The 22,610-nt window shown below is 71.6% G+C and carries 20 protein-coding genes and 1 pseudogene; 11 read left to right on the top strand and 10 right to left on the bottom strand.

The features are described 5' to 3' along the window. Nucleotides 1-23 precede the first annotated feature (23 nt). Both ACWGR4_RS26485 and ACWGR4_RS26480 read left to right on the top strand, forming a co-directional pair. A complete protein-coding gene (locus ACWGR4_RS26485) occupies nucleotides 24-344 on the top strand; it encodes a hypothetical protein (RefSeq protein ID WP_452130509.1) in 321 nt (106 codons plus the stop codon). Nucleotides 345-638: 294 nt separating this feature from the next. Continuing rightward, complete coding sequence (locus tag ACWGR4_RS26480; RefSeq protein WP_452130510.1) at nucleotides 639-899, top strand: hypothetical protein; 261 nt, start codon at nucleotides 639-641, stop codon at nucleotides 897-899. On the opposite strand, the gene ACWGR4_RS26475 is transcribed toward ACWGR4_RS26480, so the two are convergent. Next, a complete protein-coding gene (locus ACWGR4_RS26475) occupies nucleotides 865-1,935 on the bottom strand; it encodes an NAD-dependent epimerase/dehydratase family protein (protein ID WP_452130511.1) in 1,071 nt (356 codons plus the stop codon). The two genes, ACWGR4_RS26480 and ACWGR4_RS26475, sit on opposite strands and share 35 nt — an antisense overlap. After that, nucleotides 1,932-3,197, bottom strand: coding sequence for a wax ester/triacylglycerol synthase domain-containing protein (locus ACWGR4_RS26470; protein ID WP_452130512.1), 1,266 nt, complete (start codon nucleotides 3,195-3,197; stop codon nucleotides 1,932-1,934). The genes ACWGR4_RS26475 and ACWGR4_RS26470 overlap by 4 nt, the downstream gene beginning before the upstream one ends. A gap of 794 nt (nucleotides 3,198-3,991) precedes the next feature. Here ACWGR4_RS26470 and ACWGR4_RS26465 point away from each other — a divergent pair. After that, a complete protein-coding gene (locus ACWGR4_RS26465) occupies nucleotides 3,992-4,489 on the top strand; it encodes a hypothetical protein (RefSeq protein WP_452130513.1) in 498 nt (165 codons plus the stop codon). 182 nt (nucleotides 4,490-4,671) lie between these two features. Here the strand turns inward: ACWGR4_RS26465 and ACWGR4_RS26460 are convergent, their stop codons facing one another. Next, on the bottom strand, nucleotides 4,672-5,382 hold the full coding sequence (locus tag ACWGR4_RS26460; RefSeq protein ID WP_452130514.1) for a hypothetical protein: 711 nt from the start codon (nucleotides 5,380-5,382) through the stop codon (nucleotides 4,672-4,674). Between the two features lie 402 nt (nucleotides 5,383-5,784). On the opposite strand from ACWGR4_RS26460, the gene ACWGR4_RS26455 reads away from it, so the two are divergent. After that, nucleotides 5,785-5,991 (top strand): hypothetical protein, encoded by a 207-nt coding sequence (locus ACWGR4_RS26455; protein WP_452130515.1) that lies wholly within the window; start codon nucleotides 5,785-5,787, stop codon nucleotides 5,989-5,991. Beyond that, nucleotides 5,988-6,374: a hypothetical protein gene (locus ACWGR4_RS26450; RefSeq protein WP_452130516.1), complete on the top strand. Its 387-nt coding sequence runs from the start codon at nucleotides 5,988-5,990 to the stop codon at nucleotides 6,372-6,374. The genes ACWGR4_RS26455 and ACWGR4_RS26450 overlap by 4 nt, the downstream gene beginning before the upstream one ends. A 70-nt stretch (nucleotides 6,375-6,444) precedes the next feature. Here ACWGR4_RS26450 and ACWGR4_RS26445 read toward each other — a convergent pair whose 3' ends face one another. The 3 genes from ACWGR4_RS26445 to ACWGR4_RS26435 form a co-directional block, all read right to left on the bottom strand. Then, a complete protein-coding gene (locus ACWGR4_RS26445; protein ID WP_452130517.1) occupies nucleotides 6,445-6,882 on the bottom strand; it encodes a hypothetical protein in 438 nt (145 codons plus the stop codon). A gap of 188 nt (nucleotides 6,883-7,070) precedes the next feature. Beyond that, on the bottom strand, nucleotides 7,071-8,051 hold the full coding sequence (locus tag ACWGR4_RS26440) for an AraC family transcriptional regulator (protein ID WP_452130518.1): 981 nt from the start codon (nucleotides 8,049-8,051) through the stop codon (nucleotides 7,071-7,073). Between the two features lie 1,022 nt (nucleotides 8,052-9,073). Next, nucleotides 9,074-10,201 carry an FAD-dependent monooxygenase gene (locus tag ACWGR4_RS26435; protein WP_452130519.1) on the bottom strand — a complete coding sequence of 376 codons (1,128 nt, stop codon included), beginning with the start codon at nucleotides 10,199-10,201 and terminating at the stop codon, nucleotides 9,074-9,076. Nucleotides 10,202-10,630: 429 nt separating this feature from the next. Between ACWGR4_RS26435 and ACWGR4_RS26430 the strand changes: the two genes are divergently transcribed. Then, nucleotides 10,631-11,284 (top strand): hypothetical protein, encoded by a 654-nt coding sequence (locus ACWGR4_RS26430; protein ID WP_452130520.1) that lies wholly within the window; start codon nucleotides 10,631-10,633, stop codon nucleotides 11,282-11,284. A gap of 1,050 nt (nucleotides 11,285-12,334) precedes the next feature. Here the strand turns inward: ACWGR4_RS26430 and ACWGR4_RS26425 are convergent. Beyond that, nucleotides 12,335-12,529, bottom strand: coding sequence for a hypothetical protein (locus tag ACWGR4_RS26425; protein ID WP_452130521.1), 195 nt, complete (start codon nucleotides 12,527-12,529; stop codon nucleotides 12,335-12,337). 520 nt (nucleotides 12,530-13,049) lie between these two features. Between ACWGR4_RS26425 and ACWGR4_RS26420 the strand changes: the two genes are divergently transcribed. Beyond that, complete coding sequence (locus ACWGR4_RS26420) at nucleotides 13,050-13,445, top strand: DUF2267 domain-containing protein (protein ID WP_452130522.1); 396 nt, start codon at nucleotides 13,050-13,052, stop codon at nucleotides 13,443-13,445. 239 nt (nucleotides 13,446-13,684) lie between these two features. Next, nucleotides 13,685-13,847, top strand: a pseudogene (locus tag ACWGR4_RS26415) (IS481 family transposase); the annotation flags it as partial. A gap of 138 nt (nucleotides 13,848-13,985) precedes the next feature. Here the strand turns inward: ACWGR4_RS26415 and ACWGR4_RS26410 are convergent. The 3 genes from ACWGR4_RS26410 to ACWGR4_RS26400 form a co-directional block, all read right to left on the bottom strand. Further along, nucleotides 13,986-14,618 (bottom strand): AfsR/SARP family transcriptional regulator, encoded by a 633-nt coding sequence (locus ACWGR4_RS26410; protein ID WP_452130523.1) that lies wholly within the window; start codon nucleotides 14,616-14,618, stop codon nucleotides 13,986-13,988. 325 nt (nucleotides 14,619-14,943) lie between these two features. After that, nucleotides 14,944-16,068 (bottom strand): carboxylate-amine ligase, encoded by a 1,125-nt coding sequence (locus ACWGR4_RS26405; RefSeq protein WP_452130524.1) that lies wholly within the window; start codon nucleotides 16,066-16,068, stop codon nucleotides 14,944-14,946. A 258-nt stretch (nucleotides 16,069-16,326) separates the two neighbouring features. After that, entirely contained in the window at nucleotides 16,327-19,077 is a 2,751-nt protein-coding gene (locus ACWGR4_RS26400) for a LuxR C-terminal-related transcriptional regulator (RefSeq protein ID WP_452130525.1), read from the bottom strand. Between the two features lie 142 nt (nucleotides 19,078-19,219). Between ACWGR4_RS26400 and ACWGR4_RS26395 the strand changes: the two genes are divergently transcribed. From ACWGR4_RS26395 to ACWGR4_RS26385, 3 genes are all read left to right on the top strand, one after another. Continuing rightward, the gene (locus tag ACWGR4_RS26395) at nucleotides 19,220-20,050 is read left to right on the top strand and encodes an alpha/beta fold hydrolase (protein WP_452130526.1); all 831 of its coding nucleotides are present in this window, start codon (nucleotides 19,220-19,222) and stop codon (nucleotides 20,048-20,050) included. Between the two features lie 700 nt (nucleotides 20,051-20,750). Further along, nucleotides 20,751-21,716: a helix-turn-helix domain-containing protein gene (locus ACWGR4_RS26390; protein ID WP_452130527.1), complete on the top strand. Its 966-nt coding sequence runs from the start codon at nucleotides 20,751-20,753 to the stop codon at nucleotides 21,714-21,716. Nucleotide 21,717: 1 nt separating this feature from the next. Then, nucleotides 21,718-22,545, top strand: coding sequence for a helix-turn-helix domain-containing protein (locus ACWGR4_RS26385; protein WP_452130528.1), 828 nt, complete (start codon nucleotides 21,718-21,720; stop codon nucleotides 22,543-22,545). The last annotated feature ends 65 nt before the right edge of the window (nucleotides 22,546-22,610 follow it).

Below are 22,610 nucleotides of genomic sequence, written 5' to 3'. Positions count from 1 at the left end.
ATCGCCGCGTGTAGCGTCACCCCATGACCGACGAGATCACGGCCAGGGCAGGCAGAGAGTTCTACACATTCGACGGCCGGATCCTGGAGATCTTCGGCGGCTATCCGAAGCGCTTCCACATCCGGAACATGGCCCTGCGCGTCACGCCCCCCGACCGCAAGGGGAGGCGGACCATCGAGATCATCGCCGGTCCGCCCGAAGCCCCGGCATCGAAGCACACATGGCACCATTCGGCCGAGGAGTGGCAACAGGCCCAGGGCCTGGAAACCCTACTTGAGGCAGTACAGACGGCTATCGCGTCGACCCGGGACCACGAAGCCCAAGGGCGTTTCCCACAACCGTGATCGAGCACGACCACACGGTGTGGACCGGCGCCGACCACGTCTTCGCGGCCGCGCTGCGCCGGGTCCGGGGTTGGCGCCGGTCCCGGCCGACGTGACCGGGGAGCTGTACGTGGCCGGTCCCGGCGTGGCGCGTGGATACCCCGGGTACCCCGGGCAGACCGCGCAGCGGTTCGTGCCGCGTCCGCTCGGCCGCCCGGCGGGCGCATGTACCGGACCGGCTGCGGTGGGGCGCCGACGACCTGCCGGAGTACGTGGGCCGAGCCGACACCCAGGCACGGCAACGACACAGAGCGGGTGCCGGCCCAGGCACTCGCCGACGTGCTCGACATCGACCGGGTGGCCCGCCCCGATGCCCGGATGGACGCGCTGCGCGACGAGTTCGGCTCGCTCATGGTGTTCGACGACGTCAACCGGTATCTGCGCGGCATGCTTGCCGGCCTAGACATCCGCTATCGGGTCGGCGGCAACCGGGCGGCCGAACCCGCCGGCATCCCCGACACCTCGGCACTTCGAACCGCCCTCACCACCTGGTTCGGCCCGCCCCGGCGGGGCTGACACACCCGAATTCCTTTCGCCGGCGCCAAGTGGCCAGGATCCGCCGCTCCTTCGCCGGTTCCATTCCGTGTTCGTCGTGGCGGGGGTGCGCCACGGCGGGGTCGCCGGTGGTCATCCATGCCCAGGTGTCGTGGATGGTCTCCTCGATCGGGCGACAGGAGAATCCGGCGGCACGCGCGCGGTCGCCCGCGATGGTCCACGTCCGGGGTCCGGGCTGCCACAGGGGCAATTCGGTGAAAGGGCTGATGCCACAGCGCCGGAGGAGGCCGTCGTCCACCCAGGCGAAGGAGGCCGTGGAGCCGGTGGTCAGCCGGCAGGCATGGAGCATTCGGGCGAAGGTGAGCGATCCGTCGAGGGGCGTGGCGAGGTTGAACGACGTGTCCTGCGAGCGTGTGGCCACGTCGAGGGCGAAGGTGGCGATGTCGCGCACATCCGTGACCTGCACCTGCCGGTTCGGATCCCCCGGGGCAAGTACGGTCCCGCCGCGCTGCACGCGCCGCAGCCACCACGGCAGACGGCCGACGTATTCGTACGGGCCGACCAGGACGCCGGCTCGCAACATCGTCGATCGGTCGCCGAAGACGGCGCGGACGGCGCGTTCGCAGCCCGCCTTGAGCTCTCCGTAGCGTTGCGGTGCGAACGGCCGCACGGAGCCCGGCGGTGAACCGGTGGCGTCCGGTGGGCAGTTCCGGATCGCCGACTCGTCGCTCACGTGCCGCTCGGGCCAGTCGCTGTAGGCGGCGGCGCTCGACACGAACACGTACCGGTCGACGGCCTCGTGGAGGCTGCGCGCGCCGTGCAGAACGGTGTGGGGGATGTAGCCGCTGGTGTCGATCACGGCGTCCCACGGGCCATACGCCGACAGGCTCGGCATGGCGTCGGGCGACGAGCGGTCGCCGCGCAGGGCCCGGACGCCGGGTGTGTCGGGGCCCGACAGGCCGCGGTTGAACGTGGTGACGCACAGGCCGCGCCGGACGGCCTCCTCGGCCAGGGCACGGCCGAGGAACCAGGTTCCGCCGAGAATCAGCAGCCTCACGAGCGACTCGGCTCCGCCCGCGGAGGTTGGGTCGGGATGACGGGCGGCGTCGGCGCTTCGAGGTGGGCCAGGGACTGGAGGTAGAAGTCGGCCATCCGCTCCCCGAGGGGCAGCGCCTCGTCGACGACGAGGCACAGTTGTGCACTCGTGCCGTGGACGAGCAGGGCCGCCACGAACAGGTGACCGGGCGGCAGAGCGGGATGGAAGGCCACGAACTTCGGGTCGAAGCCCGCACCTGCGGTGAACACGAGCGTGGTGCTGCCGCCGATCACATGCCGGGGATGCAGTTGTCGACCCAGCAGCCAACCGCAGAGGCGACCGGGCAGCCACCGCACGAGGTCCTGGGCCGCCGCGCGACGACTTCGGGCGGCGGCGCCTCGGGCGATGAGGTCCACCAGCCGCTCCCGGGGCGAACCGGACGCGCCGAGCAGGGGCAACCGCAGGGCGAGCACACGGTTGCCCCACGACGGCAGGTCGTCGGGACGGCGGGCATCGACGGCCAGGAACAGCGCGGGCCGGCGCAGCCGTACTCCGGACGCCGCCGACCATCGGTGCAACATGCCGGTGAGCGCGGCGAGATGGGCCTCGTTCGGGCCGCCGCCGAGCGGCTGGGCCACGCGTCGCAGGCGTGCCGTGTCCACGTGGGCGTACAGGAGACGACGTCGCCCCGACAGCGGTGTCGCCGCGCTCGCCCCGACGACGCTAGTCGCGGCGATCTCGCCCAGCAGTCGGCCCATCAGCGCGGCGGCCCGCACCACCCGGCCCGGCAGCGGTGCGGGCCGGCTCGTCCCGGTCGGAGCGGCGCCGGTGAGCACGGTGCGCAGTGTGTGCGACGCCGCGCCGCCGTCCTGGCAGCAGTGGTGGACGCGGTAACACAGGCTGTAGCAGCCGGGTTTGTAGCCGTGGATCAGCGACAGGTCCCAGTCGGGCCGATCCCGTTCCAGCGGGCGGTCGAGCACGCGGGCCGCCACCGCTTCGAGGGGCGTGTCCCTCGCCACCTCGACCTCCACGACGTGCCGGTCGAGATCGAAGTGGTGGTCGTGGACCCACCGGGCGCGCCGTGACGAGCCCACGAGCCGGCAGGTCAGTCCCGGCAGAACATCGACGAAGCCCGCGAGCCACGCGCGCAGATCCTCCACACGCGGTGGGGCGCCCTCGAAATGTGCGATCCCCGAGACATCCGAGCGCCCCGGATCGCGCTCCTCCCATCCGAGGAACATGCGGTCGAGTCCGTGCGCCCGAAAACTGGGTGTCAACGTCACGACCGGGAGCGTACCAACTTTCATGCCGCATACATGACATACAGTAACCAAATGGGCGAACGGGCAATCCCTGATCGCCTTGCATCTTTCCCACGTCTCGGACCCGTGCCCGGCCGTGTCGGTCCGGCTCGCCAAGGAGACCGGCACGGTGTGAGCGTGCCGACGATGCCCGAACAGGCACGAGAAGCGAGCCTGTTGCTCTTCAACGCCGGCCCTCACACCCGTTCCCACTACGCGGGCCGCAATACCCGTCGTTCACCGCGGGCGGCGCGTGGTCCGCCGAGGTCACCACGACCGCACCGCCCGAGCGCCGCGAACCGAGACGGCCCGTCTTCCGCGCAGGCCGGGGCTCTCGCGTGTTGCGAGGACTCGAATGGTTCCCACAAGAGCGGAAACTCCTGCGGGTCACTTGGCTGTCGGCCGGCCGGGTCCACGTGCGATGGCAGAAGCCCGGCACAGACCGGTGGTGACGGCGCGTCGGATGCGGGCGGCGGTGGGGCGTCGCCCGAACAGGCGGGTGCAGACCCCGGGGGAGGGGACTGCCGGAGGTGGCGAGCCGGGGAAACCCCGCTCGGAGTTCGGCCGGTCGGGCCGACGGTTGTCGAACAACTCGGACCCGGTGCGCGCGGCACACCGCCGAAGCGAGACACGCCACCGTGCCCATCGGTGGCCTCCCGTTCGGGAACCCGACGTTTCGTCGGGGCACCGGGCCATGGTGTGGCCGGGCCGTTGGTGGTGCCCTTCCTGCTGCGCATCGCGGCGGACACGTCCACCCCCGAGCGACTCTCGGGACTGTGGATGTGTGCGGTGGTCGCGCGCCGCAACTACTGCACGACCCCGACCCGCAGGTGCGGGAGGCAGCCGCATACGCCCCGGCCGCGGCCTCGAGCCGCGCGGGGGAGATCTCCGCTGCCCTACACGAGCGCCTGCGCACCGAAACCGTCCCGCGGGTGCGCGCGGGCCTGGTCTTTGCGATCGCGCAACCGGCCCGGGAGCACCGCCACGAGGATGCCGCCGCGTTCACCCGCGCCCTGTGGTCGGATACGACCCATCCCCCGGAGATCCGGGTGAGCGCCGCGTTGGGGTGGCTGTGCCTGGTCGACGACCCCGTCCCCGACACCCTGCGCGCCGTGATCGACAAGACCGTCACCCCCGAACTGCACCGGGTGTTGTCCCCGTCGCCCTGGATGAGGCAGGTCGAGGACACCGGCGCCGAAGGTTTGTCGCACACTCTGTGGCAGATGCTCGACCCCGACACCTGGCCCGGCCCCCCGCCGGAGCCCTGCTTCTGACGTCCCGCCCCCGAACCGCGGTGCCCGGATGCCCGGATGCCCGGATGCCCGAGGCGGGAGTCTCCCGGGTACGGCCGGGGCGTCGATGCCCCGGGGCGTATCGGTCCGTCGTCGGATACGACGCGTTGGTCGAACGCGGGAGCCTGCCGGTGGGCGCGGGCACGGGGAGAAGCCGTCGTGTGTCACAGGCAGCTCCACGGCCGGTGGCCGCCTGCGCAGGTGGCGGGGGATTGGGGGAACATCGGGGTGCGGGGTGGAGTGGGCTTCGGCTTGGTGCGCTCGGTCCGGTATCGGGTCGTCACGGATGCGCGGACGACGAACGGGTGCTCGGTGTAGGCGTGTTGCCAACGCACGGGTTCGGCATGCAGGCCGCTCCCCGGCGGACCGTATTGCTCGCCCGCCCCCGGAGGTGGCGTCGGGTCCGGGAAGCGCAGGTCCGGAACCGGTTGTGGCCTCGCCCAGTTCGCCGTATCCGGCGTCAACCCGAGCCTTCGTGCCTCCCGCTCGAACTCGGCCATCGACGTCGTGGGATCGTCCGCACCGTAGAAGTGCACGGCCGTGAACGTGCAGATCACGCCCATCATGCCCGCCTGCGGCTTGGGCCGGGGCGTGGTGTCGCGCCAACACCGATCGAATTCGAAGCGCTCGAACTCCGCACTCGCCGGCCCGAGGAAGACCCCGAAAGGCACCTCCACATCGTCCCGGGCGCGCCTCTCTTCCGCGCGGTGCCGCTCGTACGCCTCCTTCTCCCTCCCAGCAGCCGCGAACTGCCGTTGGCACGCGTACAGTCCGCCGAAGAAAGTGACGACCGCCAGGGTGATCACAGCCAGGACGAACCGTCCGAGCCACAACAGACAACCACCCATCGGCCGCGTATCGGGACGCGAAGACATACGCCCATCATGGCCCGCAACTCCGCCCGGTTAAGCGCTCGTTGCCCACTCGCAACCCACCCCGCCACGCACATCCCCTCGGCACGCACATCCCCTCGGCACGACACGACGCGGCACGACCCAAACCCGGCACGCCACGCCCGACCGGGCCCGTCGGCCACGGTCGAGGCCCGCCCCGGACAGCCTTGCCGATCCCGGACCGGTCGTCGAGCAACGCCCAGGGCTTGTCCTTTTTGCGCCGGCCCGGGTCCGTATTCCCCGGGCGACAGCGGGGAAGCGGTTGTTTCGCATGCCCACGTCGGAGGCAGCGTTCCACCGGCCGCCGACGACGGCTCCCAGGGCGCCCGCCGTTTTGGTACCGGGCCGGTACCGCCGGTGGTACCTGCCTGGTACCTTGTCGCCATGCCAGCTTTGAACATCGAGTACACGGACGAGGAACTCGCCGCCGTGCGCAAGGCCGCGCAGTTGGGGGGCAAGTCGGTGAAGGCCCATGTGCACGACCTGAGCGTGTCCGAGGCCGCCCGCCGCAACTTCGTCATCGGCGCCGCCACGTTCGTCACCGACCACCTGGCCGAGTTCGAGGATGCCTTCCCCGAGGGGCAGCGTTGATCCTGCGTGTCGACGCCGGATGGGTCCTGGACATCCAGACCGCGAACACCCCGGTGAACCTGCCGCTCACCGACTGGGGATCGTTCGCGTTCTGCGTCGAGCGCCACCGCTACGAACGCTTCCGCGGCGAGCTGTACTACGAGGAGACCGCCGCGCGCGCCGCGACCTTCGTCCACTCCATGATCGTCCTGGAGCCCTTCGCCGACTTCAACGCCATCGTCGGCTGCGCCTGCGCCGACCGCTACATGGCCGGTTCCGACGAGCCCCTCACCGTCCCTCCCGGCGGCTGGGTCCAGTTGACCCGCGACATCCGCGAACGCAAACACTCCCTCACCGACGTCGCCCGAACCCTCCGAGCCTGGAGCCGGCCGCAAACCGATTGAACATCGGCCCCATCCCTCGGCGGCGACAACTCCCGTACCCGCGTCGACCCCCGCCGCCCGGGTTCGGTGCTCAGTCCCAGACCAGGGACACGACCCGGTGGCCTTCGGGGCTGTCGGGAAGGTCCGTGAACCGGTCGACCCGGTACACGAATCCTTCGATCACCCCGTCGGCACACAACGATTCGTGATCCACTCGGCGTTCGATCTCCCGCGTCGAGGCGCTCGTGCACACGGCGACGGCCTCGGCCACGACGCCGTCGCGACAGACGAGGTCGTCGTGCGGTTGCACACGGATCCACGCGACGTCGGGCGCTTGCTGGAGAACGCGCAACCGCCGGTGGATCTCTGCGAGTTCGGGACGTGCGTCGGCGGGACGGTCCACGTCCCATTGGTTCGGGGCGAGGGAGTCCTGCGCGTGGTTGCCCACGAAGAACTCGTCGAGCGTGAGCAGCGGGAGGGCTCCGCCGGCGGCCTTGGAACGGGCGATGAGTTCGATGGAGGTGATCACAAGGGCACCGTACGGCCGGCAGTGTCGACACACGACCCGCGAGCGCGAACACCGCCGAAACCCCGCCGGCCGCAGCGCCCTGGCGGGCTCGCTCGCGCGGGTCGACGGACATGCGTCCCGATGAGGTCCCGGAGCGGACCGGGCCGAGGCGGTGTTCGGGAGGCAGGCAGGCGAGGGACGCCGTCGGGCTACCTGCGGAGCGCGGTGTGGGAGGGCAGTTCGGCGAAACGGTCGCGATACTCGCCGGCGAAGCGGCCGAGATGCGAGACGCCCCACCGGTAGGCGATCGTGCCGACGGGGTCGGTGGAGGTGAGGATGTTCTCCCGAATCCGGTCGAGCCGCAGGTTGCGGACGTAGGCCATGGGCGAGAGGCCGAGCCGGTCGCGGAACGCGGAGCCGAGGGTCCGCGGGCTGCACCCCGCGGCATCCGCGATGTCGCCGAGACTGATGTGCTCGGCGAGGTTCGCCTCGATGAACGCGAGGGCTGCCCGCAAGGAGCGCGGGTAGCCGGGTTGCGGACCGTCGTGCAACTCGCCGGTGTGCGAGTGCGGCTGGCCCAGGAGCAGGGCGGTGACCAGGCAACGCACCTGGCTGCGCTGGAGCTCCTCGCGCCGGAACAGCGGGTCGCCCGAGTCCAACTGTTCAAGCAGGGAACCGACCAGCAGCCGCACCGTCCGGCCCTTGGACGCGGCCAGGTCGAGCGCGAAATCGAAGCGCACGGGGGACACCGGGGGATGTCCGGTCAGCGCGGCGAATTCCTGGTCGACCAGGGCGGCGGCGATCCGCAGGCCCAGGAACCGCGTCCTTTGGCTGCGCAGGGGGCGCAGTTCCTGGGTGTCCCCGGGGTTGGCGACTCCCGCTGTCGCCTCGTCGAGGCCGGCCCGCAGGCCGCCGCACGATGCCGAGATGGCGCCGGAGACACCGATGTTGACGAAGTAGGAGCCGCGGTCACGGCCCTTGGTCGAGGCGACGCGCACGTCGAGTGGCGAGGCGAAGTAGCCCACCGCGAAGTCGTGTGCGGCGACGCCGCGCAGTTCGTGATCGCCGCCGCACAGCTCGTCCAGAGGCGATGTGGTGATCGAGCCGCCGAACAGGCGGGTGGCGGCGTTGAGCAGATCCGCGGGGTTTCGGGATCTGGTGATGAGGTGATTGCGCAGCGGGGTCGGCACGATGTGGGGTCACCTCCCTGGAGGCCATCGTCGATCACGGCGGTCGGCGGAGTCGAGTCCCGGTGTGCGCCGGGGCGTGCGAACCGATGAGGGTTGCCTCGAACGCCGATCGGAACGCGGCGCGCGGCGTCAGGCGGCGACGAAACGCTGTCTCGGTTCCCCGACGCCCGTGACGGAGCCGACGAGTGCGTCGCCGTCCGCAAGCCAACGCCCGGGGCGGGCCGCGCCCCATGCCGACTCCCGCAGGTGTTTCGGTGAAGCCCCAATGCCGCCACCCGGTCGGCGTCCAGGTCCTTTTGCTCGCGCAGCCAGGCGAAGACGGGATCCCACTGCCGTTCGGCGTCACGGCCCGCGTGCACCGGCGACTGCCCGACCCCGGGCATGTCGATGTGCAGGGGTGGCGAACCCGCGTTCGCGCAGCAGTCGGCCGCGTGCGTAGCTCTCCTCCTTCCACACGTCGATCCCCCCCACATCATGACCACCGGAGGGCGCACGGCTCCCGTGGATGGACGTGCCACGAAGAACCGCAGCACCTCCCCTCTCCGGCACACCCGCCGAAGGGCAACGTCACGTGCCGAACCGGCACGCGCTCCAGCGCGGACACCCGGCCGAAGTACTCCACGGCCCGGTCGTACGCGTGCTGCTTCGCCGGGTGCAGCGGGCAGGGGTATCGGCCCAGGAACGCGAACCGGTACGCCTGCCACCGGTTCTCCAGCGCTTCGTCGCGATCGCCACTCTCCTCGGCCGTGCGCGCCCGGGTCGCGAAATCCTCCGCCCCGGCCGGCCAATGCCCGGCCCAGGACAGGGGATCGGTGCCCGGAAGCGTTTCGATGTGCCGCGCGGCGGCATTGTGGCCGATGGCGTTGAACGGGTTCTTGCGCTGCTCCAGATGCTCGCGCAGCCACTGCTTCGCCTCGGGCAGGGTTCGGGTTGTTGCAGCAGACGTTCGTTTCTCCTCGTCCGTCTTTCCTCGTGCGTCGCGCGAACGGCGGGTCGTCGAAGACGCCCTTCGCGCCGGCTGGTTACGCGGGCTCGGCCATGAGCCGGTGGCAGGAATCGACCAGCGGATACGCCTCGAAGTGGCGCTGCGCCTGCTCCAGGCCGACGATCGCCACCGAGGTCTCCACGAGCGTTCGGCAGCGCTGCGTACGCCGGCCGACGAACGCCCGGATCCCCGCGCCGACCGATGCGTGCCGCCCGAGCTCCCGGGCCAGCAGGAGGCCGTCCTCGACGGCCAGGGCGGCGCCGCTTGCCATCTGCGGTGCGGGCGCGTGCGCGGCGTCACCGATGACCACGCTGTTGCCCCGATTCCAGGCACCCGCCAGGAGCGCCGTCAACACCGGGCGGCGCACCACCGATTCCGACCCGGACACCATGGAGCGGATCTCCCGCACCCGACCGGGGAAGGTCGCCTGCAACTCCAGTAGGCGCGGGACGAGTCGGGTGTCGGGCAGGACGCTGCGTTCCACCCCGTTCTCGGTCAGGAACACGTACGCCCGCGTGTCCGAGAGGGGCACGAGACCGGCCGTGTCGGTCTTCCCGGCGAACTGATGGATCCCGGTGGCCCACGGCGGGCGGGGCACCAGAGCCCGCCAGACCATCTGCCCGTGAAAGTCGAGTGAGGTCCGGAGCCCCAGCAGGTCCCGCGTCGTCGAGCGAATCCCGTCCGCGCCCACCAGCAGCGCCACCTCGCGGACCGTCCCGTCCGACAACCGCGCCCGGACCGACTCGCCCTCCTGCTCCACCGCGGCAACGGTCACTCCGTGGCGTATCTCCACGCCGCACCGCTCGGCTTCCGCGCGCAGGATCCGGTGCAGTACGGGGCGCGCGATGCCGACCATCGCCGGCCGCCGCGCACCGATAAGCCGCGGCAACCGGATCTCGTTTACCCGCTCGCCGTTCACGTCCACGTGCGTGATCGTGTTCATGCCGAAGCCCTCGGCCAGACACGCCTGCGCCAGACCCGACTCGTCCAGCGCGCGCAGCGAAGGACCGGTCAGGCACAACCCCCATCCGGACGTCGCCTCCGGCGGGCCGATCTCCACGATCTCGACCCGCCACCCGTCGCGTGCCAGCGCGGTCGCCGCGGTCAGACCGGCCACTCCCGCACCCACGATCACAGCCGTCCGCGCACCGCGATAGCCGTCCACATACGCCTCCAGAGCGCCGATTTCCTCGGAACCCTAGGACGCGTCGGCGCTCGGCATTATCCGAATCGGGCGACGGCCATCCACTGTCGGCAGGCGATGGTTCGAGCGGCTGATTCCGGGGGTGGTCGGCGGATCGCAAATGGGGCTGCCGATGCGTCCGAAGTCCTCACCGAACGCGTCCTCGCCGAACACGTCCTCGTCGCAACGGACGAGGTTGGCACGGGCCTTCGCGGCTTGTGCATGCATCGTGGGTCGAGGACGGCGATCCGGTGCCTACTCGGGTGTACTTGAGTACGCGTACTCTGCTGCGCGCCGTGCGGCGCTCCTAGGTTTGGCTCGAAGTCGACGAGAGCACGACGTCGACGCGACCTCGGGAGAGACATGATGCGGGCCGGAACCGGACCTCGGAACACATTCGCCGCGATCGTCGTGACCACGGCGGCGCTGACGCTCGTCACCGGGTGCGGGCACGCGGAAGCGGGAGCGCGAGATGCCGGGGCGCCGGTCGGCGCGAGCGAGGTGTCGCCGGCGCCGGCCGGTACAGGCGAGGCGCCGCCACCGGACGAGGACGCCTCGAGCGGCGACGACATACCGGGCGTGCGGGTGAACGACACGAAGGCGCGGTTGAGTTACGTACGGCCCTCCGGATGGACGGACATGATCCAGGACTACCCGGACGTGCTGACGTCCGGCGTGAAGACCGGCAGGCAGTGGCAGCCGTCGGACGGCATCGGCAGGCCCGCCGACGCGGCGTACTTCCATGTACAGACGCTCGATGGGCCATTGCTCGCGGCATCCGGCGGCACCTGGCACGCGGCCAAGACCTTCACGAACATCATCGCCTGCCCGCACGAGTACCAGGGCAGACTCGTCGCGGACACCGAGGCCACCCGGGTCGACGGCCACGACGCCTGGTACTCCGAGGGCGAGTGCGTCCTTCCGGGCACCGATCGGCCGCCGCTGCGCACCCGCGTCACCTTCATCGACACCGGCGGCGACGCCGTCATCGTCACGGGCAGCGCGAGCGCGCCCGCACGACTGGACGAGATCGCCATGATCACCAAAAGCCTGCGGGTCCAATAGGCCGACGCCATCGGGCGACCTCGAAACGCGCCACCGAACGCCGACGCCGCCTCGGGCCCGTCCGTACGGTCGTCGACGAACCGCATACGCAACCCGGGCATGCCCGACTCGGTGAGGAGCCGTCCGTGTGCTCGCGGCTCGATCCGCGGTCGCACCCGACCGGCACCGCCACCCCGCGCCCACGACCGAAACCGGCCCCGACTCGACCCCACCGCGCGAACGGCGGGTATGCGTAGGGATGCCGGCGGGCGCCCGTGTCGTCGACAAGGCGCCCCTGCCGCCCCGGCCGGGCGGCCGGGAACGCCACCCGACCGAGCGCGATGCGCGCCGCGGATCCGGCCCACCGCTGTCCTCTCGCCACGCTCTCCGGCGGGAACGCCCCCAGTCCGTCGCGGTGTTCGCGGATCGTACGGCGAAGGATTCCGATGAGAGGTAGGGGACCGACAGCGCACGAGTAGACGCGGGGCACGGTGGCGGAGGCGATCGTGGTCCCCGACAGGAACAAGCACTGAAGACGCGACAGCCAGGGCCGGTGACCGGAGCACGTATCCACCACGGCGACCGGGGGGCGGCCGGATGAGCTTGGACCACCGGGCCCTGCTCGTGTTCCGCCGGACCTGACGTCGTACCCGGCGGCACGCGGCGCGGTGGGCGGGATGGCACGAGGGCGTGGTGCCGGCCGCGGCACGGGACGGGCACGACACCGCCGCCCCGCCCGCACCCGCACGACGCGGTGCCGGTGCACGCGATCGACGGGGCGCTCAGGACGTACGAGTACGAGGGATCCCGCGCCATCGCGACCGACGCTTCCGCGAACTCCGGCTCGGGACATCCCCGAGGGATCGATACCGGGCGCCACGGCGAGGAAGAACGCGGGCGCGGGTGTGTGGTGGTCGATCCGGCTCGAGTTGATCGGAGGCGGCATGGGCAGGTTGTTGTGGCCGCGGCCCGGCCGGGTGTTCGCGGTCAGCCCCGCGCACACTCTCCACCAGTCGGTGGAGGTGATCGACGACGCGTTCGCGCGCTGGGACCGGTCCCACCTCCACGAGTTCACCTTCCCCGCAACCGGCCGCACCGCCAACCGAGCACCGCTACGGCGCGGACTTCATCGACGACAAACTCGACGCCGACACCACCCTCGTCGGTGAAGTCCCCACCCCGGCCGCCGACTTCGAGTACGTCTTCGCCGTCTTCGCGCAGCGCGCCGAGGCGGCAGCTGTTGACGATCAGCGCTCCGTCGCGCACCGCCGGCATCGCCAACGGGGCTTGCCGGCGGGCCGGGTCGAGCCCTGGAGTCGGCGCGGCCCGACGTGCACGCGGTGGATGGCGAGGCGGCCGTAAGCGCCGACCTTCCGTATCAGGCGCTACTGATGACGCGCGCGGCGACGTGCGGACCGACCGCATGCGCGCGGGCGTGGTTCTGCGGGCGGACGACCACGCGCCGCGCCATGATCCGAAGAGGGATGCGACCGATGCCGGGGCGACCGGTCTCGAGGCCGGATGACGAGATCGCGGTCCTCGGCTCGCCTCGGCGCGGGACGGGGGGTTGGTCGTCCGGGGCCGCGAGCCCCTCCCATCCAATTGTCATCCGAACGATGACGCTAATGCTTGTCATCTAATAGACGACATGCTACAAAGGTGTCAGCGAAGCGCATTGGCGGCAACCGCCCGAACCGGTGCGGAGGACGGGCACCCGAACTACCTCTCGCCTCGCCCTCCGCACCCCCGTGGGCAGCCCGAAGGACAGGAAGGGGTGGCGGCCGCGATGGTCATGCGACACGAAAAGTTCCTCGACCACGTCAAGGAGCGCGGCGAGTACGACACCGTTGGGGAAGCCGAGCGCGCGGCCCGTGTGGTGCTCGCCCTGCTCGGCGCGCACTTGGTCGGCGAGGTCCGCGCCCGGCTCGCCGCCCGGCTGCCGGACGAATTCGCCCTGATCCTCCTGAACCCGCTGCAGAGCGCCGAACCGCTGCCGACGGAGCGGTTCGTCAGGGCCACCGCAGCCTGGATCGAGGGCGCCACCGAGCAGACCGCGACCTGGGACGTGAGCGCCGTGCTGTCCACGGTCGCCGACGCCGCCGGCGACGACCTGATGGAGCAGATCCTGCTCCAGCTCCCCGCCGGCTACGACCTCCTCTTCGGCCGCCACCAGCCCACCTGACCCCAACCCCGGGACCACAACACCCGCACTGCGCACGCAAGGCCCGCAGCGAGGTCGCCGTCGTCCAGGGTGCGCGGTGATGCGGCGATGCGGTCGGCAGGCGCGCGCGGTGGATGGCGCCGGTTGGTTCGACGACCACCGTCGTGCACCCCGCGCGTGCGGTTCACCATTCGCCGGCGTCGCGGGTTCCCGCCTTCGGCTGGGGCGGACCATGATGGAGCCCTGGGAGGGCATCCGAGTTCGGGGTGCCTTCCGAGGTGTTGACCGACAACGGCAAGCAGTTCACCGGCAAGTACACGAAGCCGTTCCCGGCCGAGGTGCTCCGACCACATCCGCCGCGAGAACGGCATCACCGCCAGGCCGACCAAGCCCCGTTCGCCTACGACCACCGGCAAGATCGAGGCGGCCTGCGGCGTCGACACTGCCCGCCGGGCAGGCGGCGGCCCGGCTCCTGTGCCACGGTGTCGGGGCGCCGGCCGTGTCGGGCCATGCGCTCGCGCCGGGCGCGAGCGGGTGACGCTGGGGGCCCGGCGCCCTTCGTCACGCCGCGCCGGGCACGATCATCTTCGCCAGTTGGGCCGCGGCGCCGGTCACGACGCCACCGCCCAACGCGATCGACGCGACGCCCAACACGATTCGACGCTTCACACGTGCGATCACATCCACCTCCGGGGTGGGGGTTCGACGACCGAGCGTGACGCGACCATCCTTGCGGGTCGCGGTGATCGACTCAAGACGCCCGGCTGTGAGTGGGTGGTGCCCGTCGGCGAAGGCGTCCCCGCGCCAGAGGTCGAGTGACCGTGCCCAGTGCGACGCGGCACCGTGGTCGTCGTCCGCGCGCCGGCCCCGGGCGGCCGGATCGCGGAAACGATGCAGATCGACGACCGACGTGTCGGTCTCCAGCAGGTAGCCGCCCGAGCGCCGGGCGATGCGCGCCTGCGTGGCGCGCAGTCGTCGGCGCAGCCGGGAGACGTAGCTGTACAACGTGTGGCGGGCCCGGTCCGGGCAGTCATGACCCCACACCCGTTCGACGACGGACTCGATGGGCACGACGCGGTTGGCCTCGACCAACAGCACGGCCGGCACGCACCGTTGACGGATATGGCCCAGGTCGAGCGGTGCCCCGTCCATCCGGGCCTCGATGTCGCCGAGGACGCCGAATCGCGGAATCATCCGCACCTCCGGTCGTACACTCCGCTCGCCCCGACGGTATGGCCGGGACATCGTGGGCCGGGCCGGCAACCGGGGCCGGGAGGGCCGGCCACATCGGGATCGGGGCGGCAGGCACTCGAGATCATGAGGTTTCCGCATCGTCGAATACGCGAACCGCGTGCCACCGATACTTGAACCGAACAGTCGCTCCGAGGAAGCCCACATCGGCCCCTCGCGCTGCCCCGAACATGTTCCGAACAGCCCGAACAGGGCAAACTCGGTGCTCGGCCGGTCGGTGGACGGCGTCGGCATGCCCCCGATGTGTTGTGCCGCGCTCCGGCCTTCGTCAGAATCGCCGGATCAGGTGGTCGACGACGTCGGCGAGTTCGTGTCGATCCCGATAGGCGGCGCGTTGGCGGTCGGCTCCGTTGCCGTGGGTGTTCAGGCGGGCCAGGCCGGCTTCGACGGTTTCGAGATCGCCGTGTCGTCGAAGCGCGGGTTCGATGCGGGTCGCCAGTTGTTCGACGAGCGTGGGCATGGCGACCAGGCGCCGCGTGCGCAGGTCGATGCCCTGTCCGGTCAGGCCGTCCTTGGCGGCCCGCCAACACGCGGCACGCAGGATCCCCGGATGGGGGCGCAGCGGGGGGATTCCGGTTCCGATCTCGGCCAATGCCGTGGAGGCCAGTCCTCGAACGACGGCGGCGAGCAGTACGAGGTCCTCGGGGGTGGGGGCCGCGTCGGGGGCTCTGATCTCGAGGGTGGGTACGTGGTGGGAGGGTCTGATGTCCCAGTACAGGCCCCCGCGTCCCATGATGCTTCCGGTTTCGACCAGGTCGTCGACGAGGTCTTCGAAGTGTGCGCGTGATTCGTGGTGGGGAGGAGGGCCGGCGGCGGGCCAACGGGCCCATGCCATGGTGCGCCAACTCGCGTGGTGGGTGTCGCGGCCCTGCCAGAACGGTGAGTTGGCGGCGAGGGCGATGATGACGGGCAGCGACGTGCGCAGATGGTTGCTCACTCGTAGTGCCGTGTCCGGGTCCGGCATGCCGATGTGGAGGTGGCAGGCGCAGACGCTTTGTTCGTCGTCCAGGGCTCCGAACATCGCCAGGCTCTCGGCGTAACGGTGACCGTCGCTGGGCGGGGGTGGGATCGGGTGCCCCAGAGGGGGCGTGCCACTGGAGATGACGGCCAGGCCGTGGCGCGCCGCGGAGCGGGCGACCGCCGCCCGCATGGATCGGACCTGCTCGGCCAGGGCGGTGAGGTCGAGGTGCGGGTCGGTGCGGGCCTCGACCTGGTAGCGCGTGAATTCCGTGGTGACCCGGTCGCCGAGTTCGCGGGCGGTGTCCGCGATCACCTTCTCCGCATCCGGGCGCACCTGTCGGGTGACCGGATCCACCAGGAGGTATTCCTCTTCCGCCCCCACTGTCAGGGGATGGGCGTTCGCGTCGTTCGTGCGAGCGGGGTCGTGGGGCATGCCGGCCACCTCCTGTCGCGATATGTGATCATCCTGGCACACGGAGCGAGTATGCGGCTCGGGTGGAGCAGTGTGTCCGGTCGGCGGCCGGAAGTCTTCGCCTCCTCATGGGGCCGCTCCGCCCATCGCACCACTGTGTCGACCCGCGTCCCCTGTTGCACGGGTCGGGAGTATGCGGCCGGTGCCGGCCGGTCGTGCCCGGAGGTGGCCGCGAGTTACGTGACGTGGCGGGCGCCGGGTACCGGATCTCCGTGTCGTTCAGCGCGCGGGTGATCCGGGCCGTGCCGCCAGCGCATCACGTAGGGCGGAGCGTGAGGTGATGCCCAGTTTCGGGAAGATGCGGTACAAGTGGGCGCTGACGGTGCGCGGCGACAGGTAAAGGCGTTCGGCGATCTCCTTGTTGCTGAGCCCCGTCGCGGCGAGTTCCGCGACCTCCATCTGCTGCGGGGTCAGCAGTTCGGCGCCCTGGCCCGGTGCATCGCTCGGTTCACGGTGCACCGCCACGCCGGAGGCGCGCAGTTCGTGTTCGGCGCGGCGGCACCAGGCGGTCGCGCCGATGCGGCGGAAGATGTCGGCGGCGCGCTGGAGTTCCGGTCGTGCGTCGCCCGGGCGATGGTTGCGCCGGTGCAACTCGCCCAGCAGGAGCCGGAGTCGGGCGTGGTCGAAGGGCCACTGTTCGACCATGGGCAGTGCCAGGGCGGACCTCAGCCGTGCTGCGGCCGCTTCGGGGGCGGGGGCCGCGTCGATCAGGGAGTGGGCCGCGGCCATGTGCAGCCGCAGCCGTGGGGTGCGGTCGGCGACCGCGGCGCGGTCGGCGGCGGCCACCTGGGCCGCGGCTTCGGCGACGCGCCCGGTGCGCATCGCCGCCTCGACGAGGTCGAGCAGCATCCAGGGTCCGTAGCCCGGCGCGGCGGCACTGTCCGGCACCCCGCCGTGCACACACTGCTCATAGGCGGCCTCGTAGTCGCCCTGGGACAGTTCGGCCAAGGCCCGGTTCCGCGCCGACAGCACCAGGTGGAACCGGCTGCCGCGCGGCTCGGCCCACTGCTCGACGGTGCGGCTGTAGGCACGGGCGCTGTCCACGTCGCCGCGGCCGGCGGCGACCCAGCCGAGTGCGCAGCGCAGGTCCTGGGCCGGCAGTTCCAGGTCGTGGCGCACGCACAGGTCCAGGCCCGCGTTGGCGGCCGCTTCCGCCTCGTCCCATTCTCCGGACAGGGTGTGGTCGTGCGCTTTGAACCAGTAGCCGCCGGCGGCGTACGTCAGTGCCCCGCGACCGGTCTCCTGCTCGACAAGCCGGGCGAACTGGGGTCTGCACATATGGAGTTGGTCGATCCACGCGGCGGCCCGGCACAGCTCGGCGACGTATCCGGGCGGCGCGGTCTCGGCCGTGTCGGCGAGGTGTGCGCCGAGCCGGTCGGCCAGTCCGGAGGCGGTAGTCGGCAGGTCGGCGAGCACGTCGTACATCAGGGCCGTCAGCGCTCCGGGACGGGCGCCGTCGGCGGGCTTCACCAGGTCCCGCAGGCGTTCCCATTCGGCCGGGTCCTGAGCGTACGCGGCGGCGACCAGCCGTACCTGAAGGGCCTGGTCGGTCGCGTCGCCTGCGGCCGGCGCGCGGTCGAGGAGCCGCCGGACCGCGGCCAGATCGCCGTCGCGCAGCAACAGGACCCGGGCGCGGGTGGTCAGGCCGTGGGTCAGGTGCTCGGGGCGGTCCACGGTGCGGCGGGCTTCGTCCACGAGGCGCTGCGCGGCGTCCATCTGCCCTGATTCGCTGGCCAGTTCGGCGGCCCGCTGAAGCCTGCGCGCGGTAGCACCGGACTCCGGGGTGAGCGCCGCGGCGCGGCGCAGCGCGGTGACCGCGAGTCCGGCTCCGCCGCGGGTGCACAGGGACTCGGCGGCGCTTTCTATTTCCGCGGCGACCTCCTCGTCGGGTTCGACCGCGGCGGCCGCCAGGTGCCACATCCTGCGTTCCGGTTCGCGCCGGTACTGCTCGGCCAAGGTCGTGTGGGCGTCGCGGAGTTCGTCGGGCGAGGCGGTCGCGATGATCGCGGAGCGCACCAGGGGGTGGCGGAACCGCAGGCCCGAGGGGGTGGAGTCGCGGGCGATCAGGCCCAGGCGTTCGATGGCCACGATGTCGTGCGCCGTCAGGCCGCTGGGCCGCCGCACGTCGGCCGCGCTCTCCAGCCCGTCGCCGTCCAGCGCGGCGCGCAGCAGGGCGGTGCGCAGGGCGGACGGCAGGGTCAGGGCGCGGCCGGCGTACCCGGTCTCCAGGCGGCTGCGCAGCGGCGCCCCGGAGGGCAGCAGGTCCAGGCTGTCGGCGGCGTCGGTGCCGAACGCGGCGGGAAGTTCGGCGATGGCCAGCGGATTGCCGACGGCGTCGGCCAGCACCCGGTCCCGGACCGCCGCGGGCAGGCCGGGGTGCAGTTCGGCGAGGAGCTCGGCCGCGGCCTCGGCGTCCAGCGGGGGGACTTCCAGCATGCCGATGCCGGGGGACACCCGTTCGGTGGCGGTCAGCGGCCGGCGGGCGAACACGGCGCGGATGTCGTACGGCTCCAGGCGCAGGATCAGGAACATCACGACCTCGCGCGTCGGACGGTCCACCCAGTGCGCGTCCTCGACGGCGATCAACACGGGACCGTCCTCGGCGACCGCGGCCAGCACGGACAGCGAGGCGATGGAGACCGCCAGCCGGTCCGGCGCCGGCCCGTCCCGGAATCCCATCACCCGGCGCAGCGTGTCGCGGTGGAACGGTTCAACCCGGTCGAAGTAGGCCGGCACGGGCGCGAACAGCTGGTGGAGGCCGGCCCACGCCATCTCGGCCTCGCTCTCGTAGCCGGTGCCGCCCAGGACGCGCATGCCCCGTTCCCGGCCGTAGGCGACCGCCTCGCGCAGCAGGACGGACTTCCCCACCCCCGGATCCCCGTGCAGCGTCAGGTTGCACGGCGCCGATGGCGCCCTGTCCACGGTCGCCCGGATCGCGGCCAACTCCCGCTCACGCCCAATGATGCGCACATGCGCTCCTTCCCCCGTGCGGCGCGGGCACCGGTCCGCGTGTGACATCGTGCGGTCGTGCGCGGCCGTGTGCAGTCAGATGACCGATGGCAACACCCGGGCCCCTGAACAGACTGGAGGCGTCTGCGAAGGAGTACCAGCGATGCCGAACGTACGGGTCCACCCCGGAACCCCCGATGAGGTCGAACTCGCCTACGAGGCGGCCGGTTCCGGACACCCGGTGATCCTGGTGCACGGCTGGCCGTTCACCTCGCGGTTCTGGGACGGGCAGATGCGCACGCTCACCGACGCCGGCTACCGCGCGATCCGTTACGACCGGCGGGGCACCGGGAAGTCAGCCCATCCGTGGAGCGGTTACGATGCCGAGACCCTGGCCGGGGACCTGCTCGCGTTCCTGGACCATCTGGACGTCGGCCCCGTGGCGGCGGTGGCCTTCGGGTCGGCGGCCGCCGAGACCGCCCGCGCCGCGGTGCGCGCGCCGGAGCGCTTCGCCCGGCTGGTCCTGGCCGGGACCGTCGTGGCCTCCGCCGACAGCGCACGGATCCGGGACCTGGCCACCGCCGCACGCCGGCATCGGATCGCGATGCTGGACGACCTGATCGGGCGATGCTTCTCCGTCGACGGGGAACGCGTGCTGGACGAGCCGACCCTGCGGCACCTGGTGCACGACGCGGCGGCGGCGTCCGCGCAGAGCACGCTGGACGCGCTCGCCTCGTGGTCCGCCGCCGACTTCCTCGCCGACCTCGAACGCGTCGCCCTGCCGGTGCTGGTCGTGCACGGGGCCGCCGACGCGTTCATGCCGTACGCGGTCAGCGGTGCCCGTGCGGTTGCCGCGGCACGGGCCGCCACCTCGGTGGTGATCGACCACGCTCCTCATGCCATGCCCCTCACTCATCAGCACGAATTCGACACGGCGGTACTCGACTTCCTCAGCGGTCCAACCGCGTCGGGAGCCGCATCCGGGACGGCGTGACCCGCCGGGTCGAGGGCCGTGCGCGATGCCGCCGTGCACGAACACGGCCCACGGCCGTAAACCAGGAGCCACCCCAGGATCGTCGCAACCAGGGGCTCGCGCCGATCGCCCCTGTCTGCCGTGTGCGCGACTCTCGGTGCCATCCGCCGACCGGCGCAACGACCCGGGCACGCCCGGCCCTGGGAGTCGGTCCGCGACGCTGCGCCTCGGCACCGCCGCCGCCCCTGCCGAGAACCGCGTCCACGCGTTCGCCGAGGCGTTCCTCGACGTCTCGGTCCCCTCGCACGTCACCCATGAGGACCCGGCCGCGCACACGCGGGCATCGAGGCCTGGGGCTTCGGCGGCGCCGCCCGGACACCCGCCACCGCCCCGTCGCCGCCATTGCCCGCGACGCTTCCGCGACGCGTTCCGCGAGCCTCCTCGTCGGTGGCGGGACCGGCACCTGCACGATGAGGCGGGCGGACGCGGACGGCCCCGCGATCAGTCGCCGGATGACCCCGTCGCGCCCGAGGCGACGGCGCAGCCGGCCCCGTTCCCACCCGCCGGCGATACGGGCGATACCGCACCGGATCCGGCAGCGGCGGCAGATGCGGCCGCTGGCGCCGCGCGGCGCGGTTGGCCACGATGTAGCCGGGGAGACGCGGTGCTCGGTGTTCGGCCGAGCAGCGGGCCGGTGCGTCGAGCGTGGAGGGGGTGCCGCGTGTTGCTGTTGGAGACGGACGATGTGCCGCCGGCCGACCGGATCGAGCTCTACCACACCGTGGCGACCGGCGCAGCAGGCGCGAGTTCGGTCGAGCACGAGCCGGGCGAGCGGTTCCGCAAGCGTGTGGAGACCTGGACGTTCGGGCCGGTCGTCCTGTTCGCGACCAGCGGCTCGGGGATGCGTTACTGGCAGACCGCGCGGCATCTGCGCATGGACTCCAGGAACACTGTCTCGGTCATCACACAGCCGGTCGGGCGAGGCGGCTTCATCTGGAACGACCATCAGCGGGCGGTCACATCAGACGACCTGGTGCTGACATCCAAGAGCGCCGGCTACTGGGAGACGCGTTGGTCCGGCACGGGCACCAGCGTCGCGTTCATGGTGGACGTCGAGCAGTTGGAATTGCCCGAACGGGTGATCCACAACGCCGTTCCCCTCATCGGGCGCAGCCCGATCACCCCGCTGCTGCTGTCGCATCTGCGCGCCCTGCACCATGACGCGGACCGGCTGGTGGACACCGTCGGCGCGCAAGACATCGGCGGCTCGACGTTGGCGCTCACCAGGGCGCTGGTGGCCTCATTGGCGCAAGGACCGCAACAGCGGACCGTCGCGGAGGAGACGCTGCTGATCCGCGTGTTGGCCTACGTCCGGGCGCACCTACGTGATCCAGGGCTGACACCCGCGAAGGTGGCGGCAGTACACAACGTTTCGGTCCGGTCGCTGTACCGGGTGTGCGAGGAGGGCGGGGTCAGCCTGGAGCAGTGGATCATCCGGCGGCGACTGGAAGCCGCCCGCCGCGAACTCGTGGCGCCCGAGCACGCGCATCGGACCATCGACGCGATCGCACGGTCGTGGGGCTTCGCCAGCCCCTCCCATTTCGGACGGCGTTTCCGCGCCGCGTACGGCACCACCCCGCGCGCGTGGCGCGCCGGAGGCGGGACACCGGCGAGGACGGTGAATTGACATGCTTTTGCTGGACACCGACCACCTTCCCCCGGCCTCTCGGATGGACGCGTACCGCGACATGGCGATCGCGGAGGCGGGCATGTGCGGGATCGAACACGAAGGCGACGCCGACGCGCGGTTCCACAAGCGGATGGAAGCCTGGTACTTCGGCCCCGTCACGCTGTTCCGGACCCGGGGCTCGGGAATGCGGTATTGGCAGACCCCCGCGCACTTGCGCCGGGATTCTTGGGACACCGTCTCGCTCATGACGCAGACGACCGGGGCCGGCGGGTTCGGGTGGGGAGGGCTGCAGCGCCGACTCACGTCCGCCGACATCGCGCTGGCCGGCAAATCCGTGGGCCCCTGGGAGTGCCGGTGGTCGGGAACCGGCGAGAGTCTGGCGCTGATGTTCGACGCCGACCGGCTCGGCCTGTCCGACGGCATGGTCCGGAGCGCCATTCCGCGTATCCCGCACAGTGAGATCACCCCGCTCGTGCTTGCCCACTTGCACGCGCTCGGCGTCGACGCCGACCGGCTGGCCACCGATGCCGGCGCCGAGGCGATCGGCGACTCCGTGATCGCCCTGGCGCGCGCTCTCGTCGCGTCCGTGGCCGACGGCGCCGCGAGCCGCGACGTCGTGGAGGAGTCACGCCTGCCGGTGATCCTGGCGTACGCCCGCAGCCACCTCCACGAGCCCGACCTCACTTTGGCCCGGATCGCCGCGGCCCACGACTTGTCCTTGCGGAGGCTCTACCGCGTGTGCGAGGCGGGTGGTCTGGACTTGGCCGACTGGATCACCGGACAGCGCCGCCGCGCCGTGCGCCGGGCCACCCGCCGGGGCGTCTGAACGCAGGTCCTCAGATCCGGAGTTCGACCTCCGGCCGGGCACGCCGGCGCGTGCCCGCCCGGAGG

Source organism: Embleya sp. NPDC055664 (genome assembly GCF_053618075.1).
Note: the sequence above shows the minus strand (reverse complement) of the source record. Positions and strands in the feature narration are given on the sequence as shown.